Genomic DNA, 18,497 nt, shown 5'->3' on the forward strand with positions numbered 1-18,497 from the left:
CAGCCTCCGACCGGGCCCGGCCGTCCACCACCCCGAGCGCCGAAGCTGTGGATGACCAGCGGTGCTGTGGACAACCACCTGGAGCCGTCGATGATCTGCTATGTCGGAGGTCGCCCGAGGCTACCTATGCTGGGCCGATGGACCGGGACTGGCTCGCCTGGCACGACGACTACGACCGGCCGGGGTCGGCGTTGGCGGCCCGCCTGGTCGAGGTGCAGGGGCAGGTGCGGGCGGCCCTGGACCGGGCACCGGCCGGGCCGCTGCGCGTGATCAGCGTCTGTGCCGGCCAGGGCCGGGACCTGATCCCGGTGCTCGCCACGCACCCGCGCCGCGAGGACGTGACCGCCCGCCTGGTCGAGCTGGACCCGCGCAACGTCACGGTTGCCGTCGACGCCGCCGAGGCGGCCGGTCTCACCGGCGTTCAGGTGGTGGTCGGCGACGCGGCCGCGACCGACACGTACGCCGATCTGGCTCCGGCCGACCTGGTGCTGCTCTGCGGCGTGTTCGGCAACGTCTCGGACGCCGACGTGCGTGCCATCGTCGGGCACAGCGCCGCGCTGTGCGCGAGTGGCGGCACGGTGATCTGGACCAGGCACCGACGGGCGCCCGATCTGGTACCCACCATCTGTGACTGGTTCACCCAGGAGGGGTTCGCACAGGTCGCGGTGGGCACCCCGGCGGACCGGGTGGGCGTGGGCGTGCACCGTCAGCTCGGCCGGCCGCGGCCGCTGCCGCCCGGTGTGACGATGTTCCGCTTCCTGGCCCGCTGACCCCGCGTTGGCAAGGGCCTAGGCTGGGCCGCGTACGGCGTGACGCCGCCGTTCGGACCGGGGAGGCCACTGTGACCACTGTCGATGACCGGACGCCGGGACCGGATCAGGACGATCGTCCGCCGTTCGGCGGGACGCTCGGCGGTCCGACGGTGGCCGACGTGAGCGGCCCGTCGCGGTTGGCCGAGCCGGACGAGGCGATCAGTGCCGAGGAGTTGCAGCTCGCCGCCCGCAACCACGGCATCCCGCTGGAGGCGCTGCGCTACGACGTCACCCCGGCGGGGCTGCACTACCTGCTCATCCACTACGACATCCCGGAGCTGGACCCGGCCACGCACGCGCTGAGCATCGGCGGCGCCGTGGAACGGCCGCTGACCGTCACCCTGGCCGAGCTGCGCGAGCGGCCCCGCGTCACCCACCAGGTCACCCTGGAGTGCGCCGGCAACGGTCGCGCTCTGCTGCACCCGCGACCGGTCAGCCAGCCGTGGCTGGTCGAGGCGGTCGGCAACGCCGAGTGGACGGGCACTCCGCTGGCGCCGCTGTTGCGCGAGGCGGGCCTCGGGCCGGACGCCGTCGACGTGGTCTTCACCGGCGCCGACCACGGCGTCGAGCGTGGGGTGGAGCAGGACTACCAGCGGGCGCTGCCGGTCGCCGACGCGCTGCGCGAGGAGGTGCTGCTGGCGTACGAGATGAACGGCGCTCCCCTGCTGCCGCAGCACGGTGCGCCGCTGCGGCTGATCGTGCCGGGCTGGTACGGCATGGCGCACGTGAAGTGGGTCCACTCGGTGGACGTCCGGACCGAGCCGTTCGAGGGCTACCAGAACGCGGTGGCCTACCGGGTGCGCCGCGACGCCGACGACCCGGGCGTACCGGTCACCCGGATCGAGCCGCGCGCGCTGGTCCGCCCACCCGGCTTCCCCGATTTCATGTCCCGCCGCCGGGTGCTGCGCCCGGGGCCGTGCACTCTGGACGGTCGGGCGTGGTCGGGGCACGCGCCGGTGGTCGCCGTGGAGGTGACCACCGACGGCGGGGCGAGCTGGGCACCGGCCGAGCTGGACCCGGCGGTGGGCGGCGAGTTCGCCTGGCGGCGGTGGCGGCACGAGTGGACCGCGACGCCGGGCCGGTACGTCCTCGGCGCGCGGGCGACCGACGCGTCCGGGCGGACCCAGCCGGTCGAGCAGCCGTGGAACCGTGGTGGCTTCGCCAACAACCTGGTCCAGCGGGTCGAGGTCGTGGTGCCGGCCGAGTGACCGGCCGCGTGGGCTACGCCACCGGTGGGGGGCCGGTGGCGCGGCCGGGTGCGGTCAGCCGCCGAAGCCGGAGTCGGCGGGCAGCGAGATGTCGGGCTTCTCCAGCTCTTCGACGTTGACGTCCTTGAAGGTCATTACTCGGACGTTCTTCACGAAGCGGGCAGGACGGTACATGTCCCACACCCAGGCGTCGTGCATCTCGACCTCGAAGTAGACCTCGCCGTCGGAGTTGCGCACGTGCAGGTCGACCTGGTTGGCCAGGTAGAACCGGCGTTCCGTCTCCACCACGTAGGAGAACTGGCGGACAATGTCGCGGTACTCCCGGTAGAGCTGCAGCTCCATCTCGGTCTCGTACTTTTCGAGATCTTCCGCGCTCATCGCACTCCGCCTTCCATGACCACATCTTCCCCCACCGGCGCCGGAGGCCGAGGCTGCTCGCCCAACGCCACGCCGACGGTACCCCCTGACGCCGAGGAGCGCTCCATCGGCTCGTCCGGGCCGGGTCCGGCGGGCCGACGGGCACGCGGCGGCCGGCCGTCACGGCCGGAGACCGTCGCGACATTGACGTACGAGAAACGGTGCTCCCGGCACGGCCCGTGCTCCCGCAGCGCCGCGGTGTGCTCCGGGGTGATGTAGCCCTTGTGCTCGGCGAAGCCGTACGCCGGGAACACCTCGTCCAGCTCCACCATGATCCGGTCCCGGGTGACCTTGGCGAGCACACTGGCGGCCGCCACGCACGCGGCCACCTGGTCGCCCTTCCACACCGCCAGCCCCGGCACGCCCAGGCCGTCGACGCCGAAGCCGTCGGTCAGCACGTACTCAGGGCGGGTCGTGAGCAGGGCGAGCGCCCGGCGCATCGCGGCCAGGTTGCACACGTGCAGCCCCCGGGCGTCGACCTCCTCGGCAGGGATGACCACCACGGCGTACGCCAGCGCCCGGTCCACGACCTCCGCGTACACCCGCTCCCGGCTGGCCGGGGTCAGCAGCTTGGAGTCGGCCAGCCCCTCGATCTCGCCGCGCCGCCCCTCGGGCAGGATCGCGGCGGCGGCCACCAGGGGGCCGGCGCACGCTCCCCGTCCGGCCTCGTCGGCGCCGGCCACCTGCCGGAACCCGCGCCGCTGCAGCGCCCGCTCCAGCGCGTACAGCCCGGCCTCCCGGCGCACGACGGTGCGCGGCGGGGTCAGCACGACGCCTCGTCCCGGGCGGCGTCGGCGGTCGGGGGCAGGAGCCGGGTCAGCAGGGCGGGCAGGTCGGGCGGGTAGTACCGCTCACCGCTGGCCGCCAGCTCGTCCAGCGGCCACCACCGGTGACCGGCGATGCTGCGCTGCTCGATGTCGTCGAAGCCCGCCGTGTCGACCTGCCAGGACGGCACCCGGAGCAGAAAGAAGTCCTGCTCCTGGCGGTACCACCGGCCGTCGAACGGAAACTCGGTCGTGTCGGACCAGACCGGTTCGCCCAGCTCGGCCGGGTCGACTCGCAACCCGGTCTCCTCGGCCAACTCCCGGGCGGCGCCGGCCGCCGGCTCCTCCGCCGGGTCCAGTCCGCCCCCGGGCGTGAACCAGTAGTGGTGCCCGGGTCGGGCCGGGTCGAAGCCGTGGAAGAGCAGCACCCGGCCGGCCGCGTCGACGAGCAGCACGCGGGCCGCGCGTCGAGGGGTGTAGACGGTCACGGCCCCAGCCTGCCAGACCGGCGGCGGATCGCCCACGCCCCGGTCGGACTACGGCTTCGGGATGCCCTCGTACTGTTCCGGCACGGTCAGCCAGGTGGCCCGGTCGACCGGCCAGAAGACGGTGAACGCCCGCCCGACGACCTCGCCCTCCGGGATCGTGGCCTCGGTGATGTTCTGCCCGGACTGCTGCCAGTGCTCCAGTGAGTCACCGGAGGCGGAGCGGTGGTCGCCCATCACCCACAGCCGGCCCTTCGGCACGGTGATGTCGAACTCCTGGTCGGCCGGCTTGTCGCGGACGCCGTCCATCGAGAAGATGTACGGCTCGTCGAGCGACTTGCCGTTGATCATCAGCCGCTCCTGCGGGTCGCAGCAGACCACGTGGTCGCCGCCGACGCCGATGACCCGCTTGATGAAGTCCTCGCCGTCGGGGTTGCCGCTCCACTCCGTCGGCGCCTTGAACACGATCACCTCGCCGCGGTGCGGTGACCGGAAGTCGTAGACCAGCTTGTTGACCAGCACCCGATCATCGATCTTGAGCGTGTTCTCCATGGACGGGGAGGGGATGAAGAAGGTCTGCAGCACGAAGGCGCGGACCAGCACCGCGACCAGGATCGCCACACCCAGCAGGATCGGCAGCTCCTTCCAGAAGGAGCTGCGGGGCTTGTCGGTCTGCTCGTCAATCACGCCAAGGAGCCTACGTTGCCGGACCGGACGTCACCGTCCGGAACGCGCGGGAACCACGCAGCGCGGCGACCAACGGGAGAAGCAGCAGCACACCGCCCTGCGGGGTCGGTCGGACCGGAGGCGCACCGGGGGCGGCGGTGGCCGGTGCGGACACGTCGTCGAACGTCGACGGCACCGGCAGCGTGTCCCACCGGGACGACGGCCAGACCACCATGAAGGCCCTGCCGACCACGTTGTCGATCGGCACCGGGCCCTGGCAGCGCGCGTCCTGGGAGACCTCACGGTGGTCGCCCATCACGAAGATCTGGCCGGGCGGCACGACCACCTCGTCGAAACGCCGGGAGCGGCACTCGCCCGGGTTGGGCGGCAGGTCGAGCGGGGAGTCCCGCAGCACGTACGACTCGTTGAGCGGGGTGCCGTTGACGGTGACCCGGCCCTGGCTGTCGCAGCACTTGATCCGGTCGCCGGGAAGGCCGATCACCCGCTTGATGAAGTCCTTCTCGCCGGGGCGGCTCACCCCGACCAGGTCACCGACGGTCCGGGTGAGCTTGCCGACGAAGCCCGGCTCCGGCTGCTCGTCGACCTGCGGCGCCCAGCGGTCGGTGCCCCGGAAGACCACCACCTCGCCGCGCTGCGGGTCACGGACGTCGTAGACGACCTTGTTGACCAGCACCCGGTCGCCGATCAGGAGGGTGTCCTCCATCGAGCCGGACGGGATGAAGAACGCCTGGAGCAGGAAGGTGCGGATCAGCACCGCGAGGCAGAACGCGACGACCAGCAGCAGCGGGAGTTCCTGCCAGAGGGGCATCTGCCGGCGCGCACGGCGCGCTCGACGGCGCCACGGATCGACGGTGCCGTCCTCGTCAAGCGTCTGCACCACGCCACTCCCCGGTCCGCAGAAACACCACCGCCCGGGAGCCTCGTCGAGGCTCCACGGGCGGTTGTGGACGGCTGCCCGCCACGTGGGCGGGGCCGCCGCCTCGCTGCGCCCGTACGACCAGGGTAGTGCGGTCCGGTCGGTACGGCATACGCGCAGCTCAGGCGGCGTGGCGAGCGGGAAGTCAGCTGGGCTGCTTCTCCCGCTTCTCCTTGATCTTGGCCTTCTTGCCGCGAAGCTCGCGCAGGTAGTACAGCTTGGCGCGGCGCACGTCACCGCGGGTCACGATCTCGATCCGGTCGATGCCCGGACCGTTGAGCGGGTAGGTCCGCTCGACGCCGACACCGAAGCTGACCTTGCGGACCGAGAAGGTCTCGCGCAGCCCGTCACCCTGGCGGCGGATGACGACGCCCTGGAAGATCTGGACACGGGACCGGTTGCCCTCGACGACGCGGGCGTGCACCTTGACGGTGTCACCGGCCCGGAAGTCGGGAAGGTCGGTCCGCTTCGACTGGGCGTCAAGGGCGTCCAGGATGTTCATCGCTGCGTCCTCGTAAGGCTCACGGCGCACCGTCACTCGGTGCGCGGGTGGGTGATTCTGATCCCCGGGTGGCGGTCGGCGGGCCGACCCCGGTCGGTGATCCTCGCAGCCACCCGCGGGCGCGGGCAGATGCGGCAACCCCCCTACTTTGCCACATCCCCCGGGGGTGACTGAAATCCGGCCCGGTCCAGTGCCGCGATGTCCCGTTTGTCGAGCTGATCGGCGGGCAGCGCGGCGAGCAGGTCCGGGCGCCGGGCGGCGGTACGCAGCAGCCCCTCCTCGCGCCGCCAGCGGGCGATCTTGCCGTGGTCGCCGGAGCGGAGCACCTCCGGCACCTCGTGCCCGCGCCAGCTCGGCGGCTTGGTGTAGATCGGCGCCTCCAGCAGCCCGTGGGCGTGCGACTCCTCGTCCAGCGAACCGGCGTTGCCGAGCACCCCGGGCAGCAGTCGCGTGACCGCCTCCAGGATCACCAGCACGGCCACCTCGCCGCCGAAGAGCACGTAGTCACCGAGCGACACCTCGGTGACCGGCATCCGGGTCGCGGCGTGCGTCAGCACCCGCTGGTCGATCCCCTCGTACCGGCCGCAGGCGAAGAGCAGGTGCGGCTCGGCGGCCAGCTCGTACGCCATGGCCTGGGTGAACGGGACACCGGCCGGCGAGGGCACCACCAGCCGGGGCGGCGGGGCCTGCGCCGGCGCGAGCGCGTCCAGCGCCTCACCCCACGGCTCGGGGCGCATCACCATTCCCGGCCCGCCGCCGTAGGGGGTGTCGTCGACCGTGCGGTGCACGTCGTGCGTCCAGGTCCGCAGGTCGTGCACGGCCAACTGGAGTACGCCGTTGGCCCGGGCACGCCCGATCAGCGACAGGTCCAGCGGGGCGAAGTACTCCGGAAAGATCGACACGACGTCGACGCGCATGCGGGGGTGCTCCAGCGGGCTAGAGATCGAGCAGTCCGGCCGGCGGGTCGACGATCACTCGTCCACCGGCCAGGTCGACCTCCGGAACGATCGCCCGGACGAACGGGATCAGCGCGGTACGACCCTCGGGGCGCCGCAGCACCAGCAGGTCGGAGGAGGGCGCGTGGTCGATCCGGGCCACCTCGCCCAGCCGCTCACCGGCCGGGGTGACCACGGCGAGCCCGACCAGCTGGTGGTCGTGGAACTCCTCCGGGTCCTCCGGGGGCTCCACGTCCGCGCTGTCCACCAGGAGCAGGGTGCCGCGCAGCGCCTCGGCGCCGTCGCGGTCCAGCACGCCCTCGAACGCGACGAGCATCCGGCCCTGGTGGAAGCGGGCCGCCTCGATGGTCAGCTCCGGGGGAACCCGGAACGGCACGCCGGGCCGCCCGTCCGCCGGCTCGGGCGGCGGAACCGCCCCCGGCTCGGTGCGCAGCACCAGGCCGGGGGCGAACCGCGCTTCGGGCTCGTCGGTCCGCACCTCCACGGTGACCTCACCGCGGACACCGTGCGGCTTGCCGATCCTGCCGACGACGAGCTGCATCAGTACGAGTCGACGATGTCGACGCGTACCCCGCGCCCGCCGATGGAGCCGATCACCTGGCGCAGCGCCTTGGCGGTCCGACCGGACCGCCCGATCACCGTGCCGAGGTCCTCGGGGTGCACGCGGACTTCCAGCCGCTTGCCCCGACGGGAATCAACCATCCGCACCCGGACGTCGTCCGGGTGGTCGACGATGCCCTTGACCAGGTGCTCCAACGCCGGACGCAGAGGCATGTCAGGCCTGCTCACCGGCGTCGGCAGCGGCAGCCGGGGCCTCGGCCGGAGCCTCGGTCTTCGGAGCCTCGGTCTTCGGAGCCTCGGCCGGAGCCTCGGTCTTCGGAGCCTCGGCGGCCTTGGCGGCCTTCTTCGCCGGCTTGGCCGGGGTCTCCGGGGCGAGCCCGGCGGCAGCCTTCGCCTCAGCCTCGTACGCCGCCTTACGGTCGGCCCGCTCGGGCGCGACCAGCAGCGGCGGCGGGGCCGGCAGGCCCTTGAACTTCTGCCAGTCACCGGTCAGCTCCAGCAGCCGCTGCACCGCCTCGCTCGGCTGAGCGCCGACGGACAGCCAGTACTGGACCCGCTCCGACTTGACCTCGATGACCGAAGGGTCCTCCTTCGGCTGGTACACCCCGACGAACTCGATCGCCCGGCCGTCACGCTTGGTGCGCGAGTCGGCGATGACGATGCGGTACTGCGGGTTGCGGATCTTACCCATCCGCAGGAGCCGGATCTTTACGGCCACAGTTGTTTCGCTCCTGTTGCGATCTCACCAGCCCGGCACGGGCGGTGTGTATGGGTGAGCGCCGACGGCACAGTGGGGTTGGGCCGGAGACTACTCGGTGGACTGGCGACGCGCCCGGGTTAGAGGGCGCCGGACGCGTGCCGGATACCAGCGACCCATTCTGCCAGATCCGGAGCCGATCTCTCGCACCGGACCCGGACACCACGCCCCGGCCCGCCCCGAGCGGTGACCGGCGACACCTCTCAGCGCACCGGCGGGCGGTCCCAGCCCGGTGGAAGTTCGTCCGGTGCGTCCCAGTCGGCGGGCGGTGTGAAGTCACACCAGGTGCCGTCGAACGGGAACTCGCCCGCCTGGGCGAGCGCGATCACCCGCTCCCCCTCGGCCCGGACCGCCTTCTCGTCGGTCACCCAGTAGTCGTCTCCGAAGGCGAGACGCTCGACGAACTCGTCCTCGTCCTTCCACCGCCAGCTGCGATCCGGGCGAACCACCACGTCGAGGTCCTGGTCCACCACGTCGACGCCGGCCACCGTGCCGTCGTCCCAGCGGACACCGGGCTCCTCCAGGTTGACGTACCACTGGGCGAACCGGTCCTGCTCGTCGCGGAACCACCAGACGGAGTGCGCCGCCCCGGTGGGCAGGAACTTCAGCAGCGGCGGCCCGTTCCATCGGCCGTGTGCCAGCCGGTACGCCGACGAGATCCACTCGGCGAACGGCATGGCCCGCATCCCCAGCCCCGCCTCGGTCACCTCGTGGGCGACCGGCGAGTCCCGGGCGATCCAGACCAGCAGGCCGCGCTCGTCGTCGCTGACCACCCGGCCCGGCCGGACCCATCCGATCCGGCCGTGCCGCACGTTGCGGTGCATGATCAGCCGACCGGGCGCGAACCGGTCGACGGGGTCGCCCGGGCGCACTTCAGTAGGAGCGGGCGAGGATCGCGACCAGGTCGGGCTCGTCCTCGGAATCCGGCACCGAGCCGTCGGCGCGCAACAGGCAACGCACGGTGACGCCCTGACCGTTCGCCTCGGCCTCGCCGGCCACGCCGACCGCCGACCACGGCACCCGCGCCCAGCCGGTCGCGGCGGCCTCGATCGCCTCGGCGAGCGTGGCCACCTCCACCGTGCGCGACTCGCGGTTGGCCAGCGCCTGGTCGTGCAGCACCTGCTGGTCGGTCTCCAGGGCGGCGAGCACCGCGCCGACCACGTCGGCCACCGGCGTCGGAGTCTTCGACCCGTCGGTCCGGCGCACCACCACCGCGTTGCCGGCGGCCAGGTCGCGGGGGCCGACCTCGACGCGTACCGGATAGCCGCGCAGCTCGGCGTCGACGGCACGGCGGCCGAACGGGGTGTCGGTCCGGTCGTCGAGGACGACCCGGACACCGGCGTCGCGCAGGCCGTCGCGCAGCTTGGCCGCCGCCGCACCCACGCCGTCGCCGTCCTTGACGATCATGACGTACGCCTGCACCGGCGCCAGCTTCGGCGGCACGCGCAGGCCGTTGTCGTCGCCGTGGGTCATGATCAGGCCACCGAGCATCCGGGTCGACGTGCCCCAGGAGGTGGTCCACGCGTGCTCCCGGCCGCCCTCGGCCGAGGAGTAGCTGATGTCGAACGCCTTGGCGAAGTTCTGGCCCAGCTCGTGGCTGGTGCCCAGCTGCAGCGCCTTGCCGTCGCCCATCATGCCTTCGCAGGTGTACGTGGCGGTCGCGCCGGCGAACCGCTCGCGGGCCGTCTTCAGGCCCACCACCACCGGGATGCCGATCACGTTGACCATCAGGTCCTCGTACGCCTCGTGCAGGATCCGCCGGGCGTAGGCGCGGGCGTCCGCACGGGTGGCGTGGGCGGTGTGCCCCTCCTGCCAGAGGAACTCGCTGGTACGCAGGAAGATCCGCGGGCGCAGCTCCCACCGGACCACGTTGGCCCACTGGTTGAGCAGCAGCGGCAGGTCCCGGTACGAGTCGATCCACTTGGCCATGAACTCGCCGATGACCGTCTCGCTGGTGGGGCGCACCACCACCGGCTCGGCGAGCTGCTTGCCGCCACCGTGGGTGACCACCGCCAGCTCCGGCGAGAAGCCCTCGACGTGCTCGGCCTCGCGCTTGAGATAGCTCTCCGGGATGAACAGCGGGAAGTACGCGTTCTCCGCCCCGGCCGCCTTGATCCGGGCGTCCATCTCGGCCTGCATCCGCTCCCAGATGGCGTAGCCGGCCGGTCGGATGACCATGGTGCCGCGGACCGGGCCGTTGTCGGCCAGCTTCGCTTTGGCGATCAGGTCCTGGTACCAGCGGGGGAAGTCCTCCGCACGGGGAGTGAGCACGCGTGCCATGACCGCACATCCTATGCGTCGTGCGGGGTGCGGCCGCGCCCGGGAGGCGTCGCGCCGTGTCGGTTCCCCCTGCGCCGCCGCCATCGCGGCCCCTGGGCTGGCGCGCGGGACGACCGTAGACTTCGACCACCATGGTTGAATCGACGACCTCGTCGCGGCAGAGGCTGCGGGACACGATCGTGGATGCGGCGCGCGCACGGACCATCGCCGCGGGCTGGGACGCGGTCCGGATGGGCGGGGTCGCCACCGCCGCCGGGGTGAGCCGGCAGACCGTCTACAACGAGTTCGGCAGCAAGGCCGGCCTGGCCGAGGCGCTCGCCCGGCAGGAGGTCGACCGGTTCGTCGGCGACGTCCGGGCCGCTCTGGTGGCGCACGGTCCAGACGTCCGGGCCGGCGCGTACGCGGCGATCGCGCACACCCTCACCGCGGCGGCGGACAACCCTCTGGTCAAGGCGATCCTGACGAGCGCCCGGGGTGGCTCGGACGAGCTGCTGCCGTACCTGACCACCCGGGCCGAGGTGGTGCTCACCGAGGCGTCCGGTGCGCTGATCGAGTGGGTCGGCGACCACCTGCCGGGAGCCGACCCGGCCGCACTGGCCTTCGCCGCCGACACCATCGTCCGCCTGGTGGTCAGCCACATCGTGCTCCCCCGCGACCCGATCGACCAGACCGCCGCGGCCCTGGCCGACCTGGCCGTACGCCTCTTCGCGGCGGCCGCCCGCCCGCCCCGCTGACCACCCGGCACACGAGGGCTGCCTCGCAAGATCGCGCTGCTTCCTGGACGTAGTGGTATCCGCGTGACCCCGAGGCCCCTACTTCCACGATCGAGCGCGATCTTGCGAGGCGAGGCGAGGCGGGCGCGCAGCCCCCTCAGCGGATGACGCGGCCGCGGAGGATGGTCCGGGACGGGGCGCGGACGACGCGCAGGTCCTGGCGGGGGTCCTCGGGGTAGACGGTCAGGTCGGCGAGGCCGCCCTCGATCAGGCCGGGGAAGCCGAGCCATTCCCGGGCGGCCCAGGAGGCGGAGGCCAGCACGTCGAGCGGCGCCAGGCCGGCCTGTTCATGCAGCAGCAGCATCTCCTCGGCGGCCAGCCCGTGGTTGATGCCGCCGCCCGCGTCGGTGCCCACGTAGATGGGCACGCCCGCCTCGTGCGCCGCTCGCACGACCTCGGGGAAGCGGTCCCGCAACGAGAGCATGTGGTCGGCGTACCCGGGGAACTTGGCCCGTGCCTGCTCGGCGATCCCGCCGAACGTGGCGATGTTGATCATCGTGGGGACCAGTGCGGTGCCCTGGCGGGCCATCTCGTCGATCAGGTCGAGGCTCAACCCCGTGCCGTGCTCCACCGAGTCCACCCCGGCCCGCACCATGATCTCCACGGCCGACTCGGAGAAGGTGTGCACGGCCGCGCGTACCCCGGCGTCGTGCGCGGCCCGCACGGCCGCGGTGAGGGTGTCCGCGTCCCAGGCCGGCGCCAGGTCGCCCACACCGCGGTCGATCCAGTCGCCGACCAGCTTGACCCAGCCGTTGCCAGCCCGCGCCTGCGCGGCCACCGTCGCGGCCACCTCGGCGGCGCCGACCTCCACCCCGATGTCGCGCAGGTAGCGCTTCGGCGGGGCGACGTGCCGGCCGGCGCGGGCCAGCCGCGGCAGGTCCGGCTCGTCGTCCAACTCGGGATACGGGTACGGCGAGCCGGCGTCGCGGATCGCCAGCACCCCGGCGTCCCGGTCGACGTGGGCCAGCTCGCGGGCCTGGTCGAGGGAGGTGATCGGGGCGCCGCCACGGGCGATGCCGATGTGGCAGTGCGCGTCGACCAGCCCGGGCAGGACGAAGCCACCGTCGGAGACCGTCTCCGCCCCGGGCACCGGGGTGAAGGTCACCCGGTCGCCGACCAGCCAGAGATCCCGGACCTCGTCGTCGGGAAGCAGCACACCGCGCACGTGAAGAGCCATGTGCACAGTCCTACCGGATCATCCGGCCGTCTGCGACGTCGCCCGCCGTCACCGACCCGTCAACGGGGACGGTTGTCGCCGCCCTTGCCGAGCTTGTTGAAGTCGATCTTCGGGAGCTTGAAGCCGGGCGGCAGGCCCTGACCGCCGGCCAGGTCGTTCGGGTCCATCCCCGGGGGGAGCTGCGGCATGCCGCCCGGGAAGCCGCCCGGCATCCCGGCGCCCGCCCCGGTACGCGGCCGACCGCCACCCTTGGTGCCCTTGCGCTTGTTCTTCGGGCTCTTGGTCGCCTTGCGCCGGCCGCCACCGGGCAGGCCCATCATGCCGCCCATCTGCTTCATCATCTTCTGCGCGTCGGCGAAGCGGTTGAGCAGCTGGTTGACGTCCATCACGGTGACCCCGGAGCCGTTGGCGATGCGCGCCCGCCGGGAGCCGTTGATGATCTTGGGGGTGGTGCGCTCGGCCGGGGTCATCGACCGGATGATCGCGGTGACCCGGTCGAAGTGGGTGTCGTCCAGATCGGCGAGCTGGTCCTTCATCTGCCCCATGCCGGGCATCATGGCCAGCACGTTGGCGATCGGGCCCATCCGCCGCACCGCGATGAGCTGGTCGAGGAAGTCCTCCAGGGTGAACTGCTCGCCGCCCATCAGCTTGGCGGTCATCTTCTCCTTCTGATCGGAGTCGAAGGCCTGCTCGGCCTGCTCGATCAGAGTGAGGACGTCGCCCATGCCGAGGATCCGGCTGGCCATCCGGTCGGGGTGGAAGACGTCGAAGTCCTCCAGCTTCTCGCCGGTGGAGGCGAACAGGATCGGCTGACCCGTCACCTCACGCACCGACAGAGCGGCACCACCGCGGGCGTCGCCGTCGAGCTTGGAGAGCACGACGCCGGTGATGCCGACGCCGTCGCGGAACGCCTCGGCGGTGCGGACGGCGTCCTGACCGACCATCGCGTCGATGACGAAGATGACCTCGTCCGGGTCGACGGCGTCGCGGATGTCGGCGGCCTGCTGCATCATCTCGGTGTCGATGCCGAGTCGGCCGGCGGTGTCGACGATGACGATGTCGCGGGCCGCCCGCTTCGCGTGCTCGATCGAGGCGCGGGCCACCTGCACCGGGTCACCGACGCCGTTGCCGGGCTCCGGGGCGTACACCTCGACGCCGGCCCGGCCACCGAGCACCTGGAGCTGCCCGACGGCGTTGGGGCGCTGGAGGTCGGCGGCGACCAGCAGCGGCTGGTGCCCCTGACCCTTGAGCCAGCGGGCCAGCTTGCCGGCGAGGGTGGTCTTACCGGAGCCCTGGAGACCGGCCAGCATGATCACCGTCGGCGGCTGCTTGGCGAACTGGAGCCGCCGGCCCTCACCGCCGAGCACGTTGATCAGCTCTTCGTTGACGATCTTGATGATCTGCTGGGCCGGGTTCAGCGCCTGGGAGACCTCGGAGCTGCGCGCCCGCTCCTTGACGTTCGCGATGAAGCCCTTGACCACCGGCAGCGCGACGTCCGCCTCCAGCAGCGCGAGGCGGATCTCGCGCGCGGTGGCGTCGATGTCGGCGTCGGTGAGCCGACCCTTGCCACGGAGCTTGGTGAAGATCCCGGACAGGCGGTCACTCAAGGTGTCAAACACGCGAACATCCCGTTTGTCAGTGTTTCGGCGGGCACAACCCGGCCGGTGATGCGGAGTCCGGCCACCGCAAGGGTAGCCGGCCGGCCGCACGGCCGCTGTCGCCCGGCCCTGCCCGCCTACCCGGCACCCCGGCCGTGCCCCGCCGGCGCCCGCACGACCTCACCCCGACACCAGCCCCGACTGGTACGCGAACACGACGAGCTGGGCCCGGTCCCGGGCTCCCAGCTTGCCCATCGCCCTGCTGACGTGCGTCCGCGCGGTCGCCGGGCTGACCACCAAAGCGGCGGCGATCTCCTCGTTGTTCAGCCCCTCACCGACCAACCCGACCACCTGGCGCTCCCGGTCGGTGAGCGCGTCCAGTCGCGGGTGCGGACGGGGCACCCGCGACGGACGGGTGGCGAACTCCCGCACCACCCGACGCGTCACCGACGGCGACAGCAGCGCCTCCCCCTCGGCGACCAGCCGGATCGCCCGCAGCAGCTCGGCGGGTCGGGTGTCCTTGGTGAGGAAGCCGCTGGCGCCGTGCCGCAGCGCGTCGAAGACGTACTCGTCCAGCTCGAAGGTGGTGAGCACCACCACCCGCGTACCGACCAGGTCGGGGTCGGCGACGATCCGTCGGGTCGCCTCGATCCCGTCGATGCCGGGCATCCGGATGTCCATCAGCACCACGTCCGGCCGTTCCCGGCGGGCCAGTTCCACCGCGCGCAGCCCGTCGGCCGCCTCCCCGGCGAGCGCCAGGTCGTCCTCGCTCTCCACCAGCGCGCGCAGCCCGAGCCGGACCAGGTCCTGATCGTCGGCGATCAGCACCCGGATCATCGGGTCGGCCCCACCGGCAGCCGGGCGTGCACCCGGAAACCACCGCCGGGTCGTGGGCCGATGACCAGCCGCCCGCCCAGCGCGTCGACCCGCTCCCGCATCCCGGCCAGCCCGTGCCCGCCGCTGTCCTCGCCGGCCGGATCGGTCCCGGTGCGGGAGGCACCCGTGCCCCGGTCGGCGACCTCGACGGTCACCTCGTCGGGGCGGTAGCCGACGGTCACCTCCGCGTCGGGCACGCCGGCGTGCCGCAGCACGTTCGTCAGCGCCTCCTGCACCACCCGGTACGCGGCCAGGTCCACCGCCGCGGGCAGCTCCCGGGGATCACCGTCCACGTGCAGGTCGACGGCGAGCCCGGCACCGGCGAGCCGGTCGCGCAGCGCCGGAAGCCGGGCCAGGCCGGGCACCGGTCCCCGCTCGGCGCCCCGCCGTACCGCGCCCAGGGTCACCCGCAGCTCGTCGAGGGCCTCCCGGCTCGTCCGACTGATCGCGGTCAACGCGGTCTCCGCCTGCTCGGGCCGTTTCGGCAGCAGGTGCAGGGCGATCTCCGCCTGCATGCTGATAGCCGCCAGGCCGTGTCCCACCACGTCGTGCACCTCCTGCGCGATGCGCAGCCGTTCCTCGTCGGCCTGTCGCCGGGCCTGCTCGGCGCGGTTGCGGGCCTGCTCGGCGCGACCGCGCTCGGCCGCCTCACGGTTGACCCGCACGACCACCCCCACCGCGAACGGTACGACCACCCACGCCGACGCGGGCAGCACTCCGGCCCAGCCCGGCGCCGGGCCCCGGGACCAGAAGACGTGGGCCAGCAGCAGCAGGAACGCGCCACCGGTGGCGAGCGCCGCCGGGCGCACCGGCAGCCGCACCGCCACCGTGTAGACCGCCACCAGGAAGGTGAGCAGGATCGGCCCGTACGGGTAACCGAGCATCAGGTACGTCGCCGTCGCCACGGTGACCACGGCGAGGGTGGCAACCGGGGCACGCCGCCGGGCCAGCAGGGCCAACGCGGCCAGCGCGATCAGGACCCGGCAGGTGGCGTCCACCGCTCTCGACCCCGGCTGGTTGTCCCCGGCCAGGCCGGTGGCGAGCAGGCCGAAGGCGAGCAGCACCAGGGCGAGCACGGCGTCGGGAGCCGCCTGCCGCACCCGTTGCCCACGTGACCACCGCATGGCCGCCATTCTGCCGGCGTCGAGGCCGGCCGGCGTGCGTCCACGGGCGGCACCGCCACTACGCCCCCGGACGTACCCGCCGCCGAGCGTCGACCGCGCATCCCGCCGGCCGCCGCCCTCCTGGCCCGGTGGGTCTCGCGAGCGTGATACCTCAGCGGCATAAATATGACCGTGAGGTATCACGCTCCCAGTGGTGACCGGCCGGCACGGGCGTCGGTGACCCAGCGGGACGGGATCCGGCGGCGAGCCATATTCCGGCGTGGGTCACACGGCGGCCAGGACCGCGGCCTCCAGGCGGGCTCGGGTGGCGTCGTCCGGCCAGCCGCCCACCAGGTAGAAGGCGTCGACCACGTCGGCTCCGAGCGTGGAGATGCGGGCCGCGCGGACCAGGGCGCCCGCCTCGTCGAGCGCGCAGGCGACCCGGTAGAGCAGCCCGGCGGCGTCGGCGGCGCGCAGCTCCAGCAGCACGGCGTCGGTGGCCGCCTCGCGGTGCCAGACCACCCGGGGGGCCGCGCCACCGCCCCGGGCGGCGAGCGCACGGCCGCGCAGCCGCTGGGTGACCGACACGTCGCCGGCGACCGCCCGGCGCAGGTCGGCGCGGAGCGGGACCGGGTCCGGCGGCAGCCCGTAGCGGGGCTGCACCCGGCACTCGACCAGGGCACGGCCGTCGACCGCGGAGGCGTCCGCGGAGATCACTTCCAGCCGGTGCAGGGCCAGGCAGCCGGCCACCGTGGCGAGCAGGCCGCGCCGGTCCGCCGCGGCCACCGCCACGCGGTCCCCGGTCAGGTGGACGACCGGCAGTGGCCCGGCCAGCAGCGCCGGGTCCGGGGCCGGCGGTTCGGGCAGCACGCCGGTGTCCAGGGCGGTGCGGACCCGCGCGACCAGCTCGGCGACCAGTCGGCCCTTCCAGTCCGACCAGGCCGCCGGCCCGGTCGCCGCCGCGTCCGCGCGGACCAGAGCGTGCAGCAGGTCGAGGGTGCCGGTGTCGCCGACGGCCTCGGCCACCGAGGCGATGGTGACCGGGTCGGCCAGGTCCCGGCGGGTGGCCACGTCGGGCAGCAGCAGGTGCAGCCGGACCAGCGTGCCGATCAGTTCGGCCTCTCCGGCGGGCAGACCGATCCGGGTCGCCACCGCCTCGGCCACCGGCACACCGACCGTGCTGTGGTCGCCGGGCAACCCCTTGCCGATGTCGTGCAGCAGGGCGCCCAGCAGCAGCAGGTCCGGCCGTTCCACCTCGCGGGCGTACCGGCTGGCCTCGTGGGCGGTCTGCACCAGGTGCCGGTCGAGGGTGTACCGGTGCACCGGGTTGTGCTGGGGCAGGCTCCGCAGCCGTGTCCACTCGGGCAGCCAGCCGTCGATCAGCCCGTACCGGTCGCAGGTCTCCCAGGCCGGGACCAGGCCCGGCCCGGCGCCGAGAAGGGTGGTCAGCGCGGCCCGGGCCTCGGCCGGCCAGGGCGCGGGCAGCGGCGGACAGTACGCCGCCAGCCACTCGCAGGTGGCCCGGGCGATCGGCAGTCGGGTGGCCGCCGCTGCGGCGGCCACCCGCAGTGACAGGCTCGGGTCGGGGCGGGCGCCGATCGCCGTGCGGGCGAGGACCAGCTCGCCGTCGTGCTCGACCACGTCGCGGGCCACCGGGCGGCGCACGGGGTGGCCGTTCCCGCCTCGGGAGCGGCCGGAGCGCAGCCGGTCGGCCGCCCGGAAGGCGTCGTCCAGTGCGTGGCTGACCGTGCGCGCGTCGCCGGCGACGCGGCGCAGCAGAGTGTCGCCGTCCTCGACGACGGCGCCCGGGCCCCGCCCGGCGTCGGACGTGCCGAGCTGGAGTTGCCGGAGGCCGAGAAGCGCGGCCACCCCGTCACGTTCCTGCGCCACCAGCCGGTCGACGCGGCGGCCGACCTGCTGGTGCAGGGCGTCGCGGGTGTCCAGCAGGCGCAGGTGGGCGGCGCGCACGGCGGGGCGGAGCGCGTCGGTGATCCCGGCCGCGGAGATCGCGCGCAGCAGCCCCACGTCGCGCAGCCCGCCGGCGGCCTCCTTGAGGTCGCCCTCCAGCAGGAAGGCCAGCTCGCCGTGGGCCTGCCAGCGGGCGGCCGTGACCTCCCGCAGGCCGGGCAACTGGCGGACGGCGGTCCGCCGCCAGTGGTCGGCGGCGGTACGGATCAGCGCGTCGGCCAGCGCCCGGTCGCCGGTGACCAGCCGGGCGTCGAGCAAACCGAGGGCCACCTTGACGTCGTCCTGGGCCACCGAGAGCGCCTCGGCGACGGTGCGCACCGAGTGGTCCAGCCGCAGGCCGGCGTCCCAGATCGGGTACCAGACCGAGGCGGCCAGCTCGTCCCTGCCGGGCACCCCGGAGTGCAGCAGCACGAGGTCGAGGTCGCCGTACGGGGCGCACTGCCGTCGACCCAGCCCGCCGACGGCGAGCAGCGCCACTCCCTCGCGTGCGGGCAGCAACCCCCGCAGGAACTCGTCGTACGCCGCCGCCCGGGCCAGCCGGGCCGGCTCGCCGATCCCCCCGGGAACGCCGACGACCTCGTTGATCAGGAGGTGCGCGTCGCCGTCACCGGCGTTCCCTGACGCGTTCCCCCTGATCAACGAGGTCATGTCGGTCGT

General features: G+C 73.4%; 20 protein-coding genes. 3 read left to right on the forward strand and 17 right to left on the reverse strand.

All coding sequences use genetic code 11. From position 1 onward, the window contains the following. Positions 1-137: 137 nt before the first annotated feature. Together ACTWLT_RS15370 and ACTWLT_RS15375 are read left to right on the forward strand one after the other, a co-directional pair. Positions 138-770 (forward strand): class I SAM-dependent methyltransferase family protein, encoded by a 633-nt coding sequence (locus ACTWLT_RS15370; protein ID WP_445318980.1) that lies wholly within the window; start codon positions 138-140, stop codon positions 768-770. Between the two features lie 71 nt (positions 771-841). After that, complete coding sequence (locus tag ACTWLT_RS15375) at positions 842-2,020, forward strand: sulfite oxidase (RefSeq protein ID WP_445318981.1); 1,179 nt, start codon at positions 842-844, stop codon at positions 2,018-2,020. A 54-nt stretch (positions 2,021-2,074) separates the two neighbouring features. Here ACTWLT_RS15375 and ACTWLT_RS15380 read toward each other — a convergent pair whose 3' ends face one another. The 12 genes from ACTWLT_RS15380 to proS form a co-directional block, all read right to left on the reverse strand. Then, complete coding sequence (locus ACTWLT_RS15380) at positions 2,075-2,398, reverse strand: DUF2469 domain-containing protein (RefSeq protein WP_007075222.1); 324 nt, start codon at positions 2,396-2,398, stop codon at positions 2,075-2,077. Further along, positions 2,395-3,207, reverse strand: a complete 813-nt coding sequence (locus tag ACTWLT_RS15385) for a ribonuclease HII (protein ID WP_445318982.1) — start codon at positions 3,205-3,207, stop codon at positions 2,395-2,397. Before ACTWLT_RS15385 ends, ACTWLT_RS15380 begins: the two co-directional genes overlap by 4 nt. Continuing rightward, positions 3,201-3,689, reverse strand: coding sequence for an NUDIX hydrolase (locus tag ACTWLT_RS15390; protein ID WP_445318983.1), 489 nt, complete (start codon positions 3,687-3,689; stop codon positions 3,201-3,203). The genes ACTWLT_RS15385 and ACTWLT_RS15390 overlap by 7 nt, the downstream gene beginning before the upstream one ends. A 48-nt stretch (positions 3,690-3,737) precedes the next feature. Further along, on the reverse strand, positions 3,738-4,373 hold the full coding sequence (gene lepB, locus ACTWLT_RS15395) for a signal peptidase I (RefSeq protein WP_252416708.1): 636 nt from the start codon (positions 4,371-4,373) through the stop codon (positions 3,738-3,740). Between the two features lie 10 nt (positions 4,374-4,383). Then, entirely contained in the window at positions 4,384-5,253 is an 870-nt protein-coding gene (lepB, locus tag ACTWLT_RS15400) for a signal peptidase I (RefSeq protein WP_252416709.1), read from the reverse strand. A gap of 181 nt (positions 5,254-5,434) precedes the next feature. Beyond that, positions 5,435-5,791, reverse strand: a complete 357-nt coding sequence (gene rplS / locus ACTWLT_RS15405; protein WP_007456548.1) for a 50S ribosomal protein L19 — start codon at positions 5,789-5,791, stop codon at positions 5,435-5,437. Between the two features lie 143 nt (positions 5,792-5,934). Continuing rightward, the gene (trmD, locus tag ACTWLT_RS15410) at positions 5,935-6,708 is read right to left on the reverse strand and encodes a tRNA (guanosine(37)-N1)-methyltransferase TrmD (RefSeq protein WP_252416710.1); all 774 of its coding nucleotides are present in this window, start codon (positions 6,706-6,708) and stop codon (positions 5,935-5,937) included. Positions 6,709-6,727: 19 nt separating this feature from the next. Beyond that, entirely contained in the window at positions 6,728-7,288 is a 561-nt protein-coding gene (rimM, locus tag ACTWLT_RS15415; protein ID WP_445318984.1) for a ribosome maturation factor RimM, read from the reverse strand. After that, positions 7,288-7,548, reverse strand: coding sequence for an RNA-binding protein (locus ACTWLT_RS15420; RefSeq protein WP_172862164.1), 261 nt, complete (start codon positions 7,546-7,548; stop codon positions 7,288-7,290). The genes rimM and ACTWLT_RS15420 overlap by 1 nt, the downstream gene beginning before the upstream one ends. After that, the gene (gene rpsP, locus ACTWLT_RS15425; RefSeq protein ID WP_445318985.1) at positions 7,523-8,026 is read right to left on the reverse strand and encodes a 30S ribosomal protein S16; all 504 of its coding nucleotides are present in this window, start codon (positions 8,024-8,026) and stop codon (positions 7,523-7,525) included. Before rpsP ends, ACTWLT_RS15420 begins: the two co-directional genes overlap by 26 nt. Before the next feature lie 242 nt (positions 8,027-8,268). Further along, positions 8,269-8,889, reverse strand: a complete 621-nt coding sequence (locus ACTWLT_RS15430) for a DUF402 domain-containing protein (RefSeq protein ID WP_445319095.1) — start codon at positions 8,887-8,889, stop codon at positions 8,269-8,271. Positions 8,890-8,938: 49 nt separating this feature from the next. Beyond that, a complete protein-coding gene (gene proS / locus ACTWLT_RS15435; RefSeq protein WP_445318986.1) occupies positions 8,939-10,345 on the reverse strand; it encodes a proline--tRNA ligase in 1,407 nt (468 codons plus the stop codon). A 131-nt stretch (positions 10,346-10,476) separates the two neighbouring features. Between proS and ACTWLT_RS15440 the strand changes: the two genes are divergently transcribed. Further along, a complete protein-coding gene (locus ACTWLT_RS15440; protein WP_445318987.1) occupies positions 10,477-11,079 on the forward strand; it encodes a TetR/AcrR family transcriptional regulator in 603 nt (200 codons plus the stop codon). Between the two features lie 136 nt (positions 11,080-11,215). On the opposite strand, the gene ACTWLT_RS15445 is transcribed toward ACTWLT_RS15440, so the two are convergent. The 5 genes from ACTWLT_RS15445 to ACTWLT_RS15465 form a co-directional block, all read right to left on the reverse strand. Next, positions 11,216-12,295 (reverse strand): amidohydrolase family protein, encoded by a 1,080-nt coding sequence (locus ACTWLT_RS15445; RefSeq protein ID WP_445318988.1) that lies wholly within the window; start codon positions 12,293-12,295, stop codon positions 11,216-11,218. A 59-nt stretch (positions 12,296-12,354) separates the two neighbouring features. After that, positions 12,355-13,914 carry a signal recognition particle protein gene (gene ffh, locus ACTWLT_RS15450; protein ID WP_252416716.1) on the reverse strand — a complete coding sequence of 520 codons (1,560 nt, stop codon included), beginning with the start codon at positions 13,912-13,914 and terminating at the stop codon, positions 12,355-12,357. Positions 13,915-14,073: 159 nt separating this feature from the next. After that, entirely contained in the window at positions 14,074-14,730 is a 657-nt protein-coding gene (locus tag ACTWLT_RS15455) for a response regulator transcription factor (protein WP_252416717.1), read from the reverse strand. Continuing rightward, positions 14,727-15,893, reverse strand: a complete 1,167-nt coding sequence (locus tag ACTWLT_RS15460; RefSeq protein WP_445318989.1) for a sensor histidine kinase — start codon at positions 15,891-15,893, stop codon at positions 14,727-14,729. The genes ACTWLT_RS15455 and ACTWLT_RS15460 overlap by 4 nt, the downstream gene beginning before the upstream one ends. A gap of 264 nt (positions 15,894-16,157) precedes the next feature. After that, positions 16,158-18,488, reverse strand: coding sequence for a [protein-PII] uridylyltransferase (locus ACTWLT_RS15465; RefSeq protein ID WP_445318990.1), 2,331 nt, complete (start codon positions 18,486-18,488; stop codon positions 16,158-16,160). Between the last annotated feature and the right edge of the window lie 9 nt (positions 18,489-18,497).

This window comes from Micromonospora yongxingensis (genome assembly GCF_052601155.1).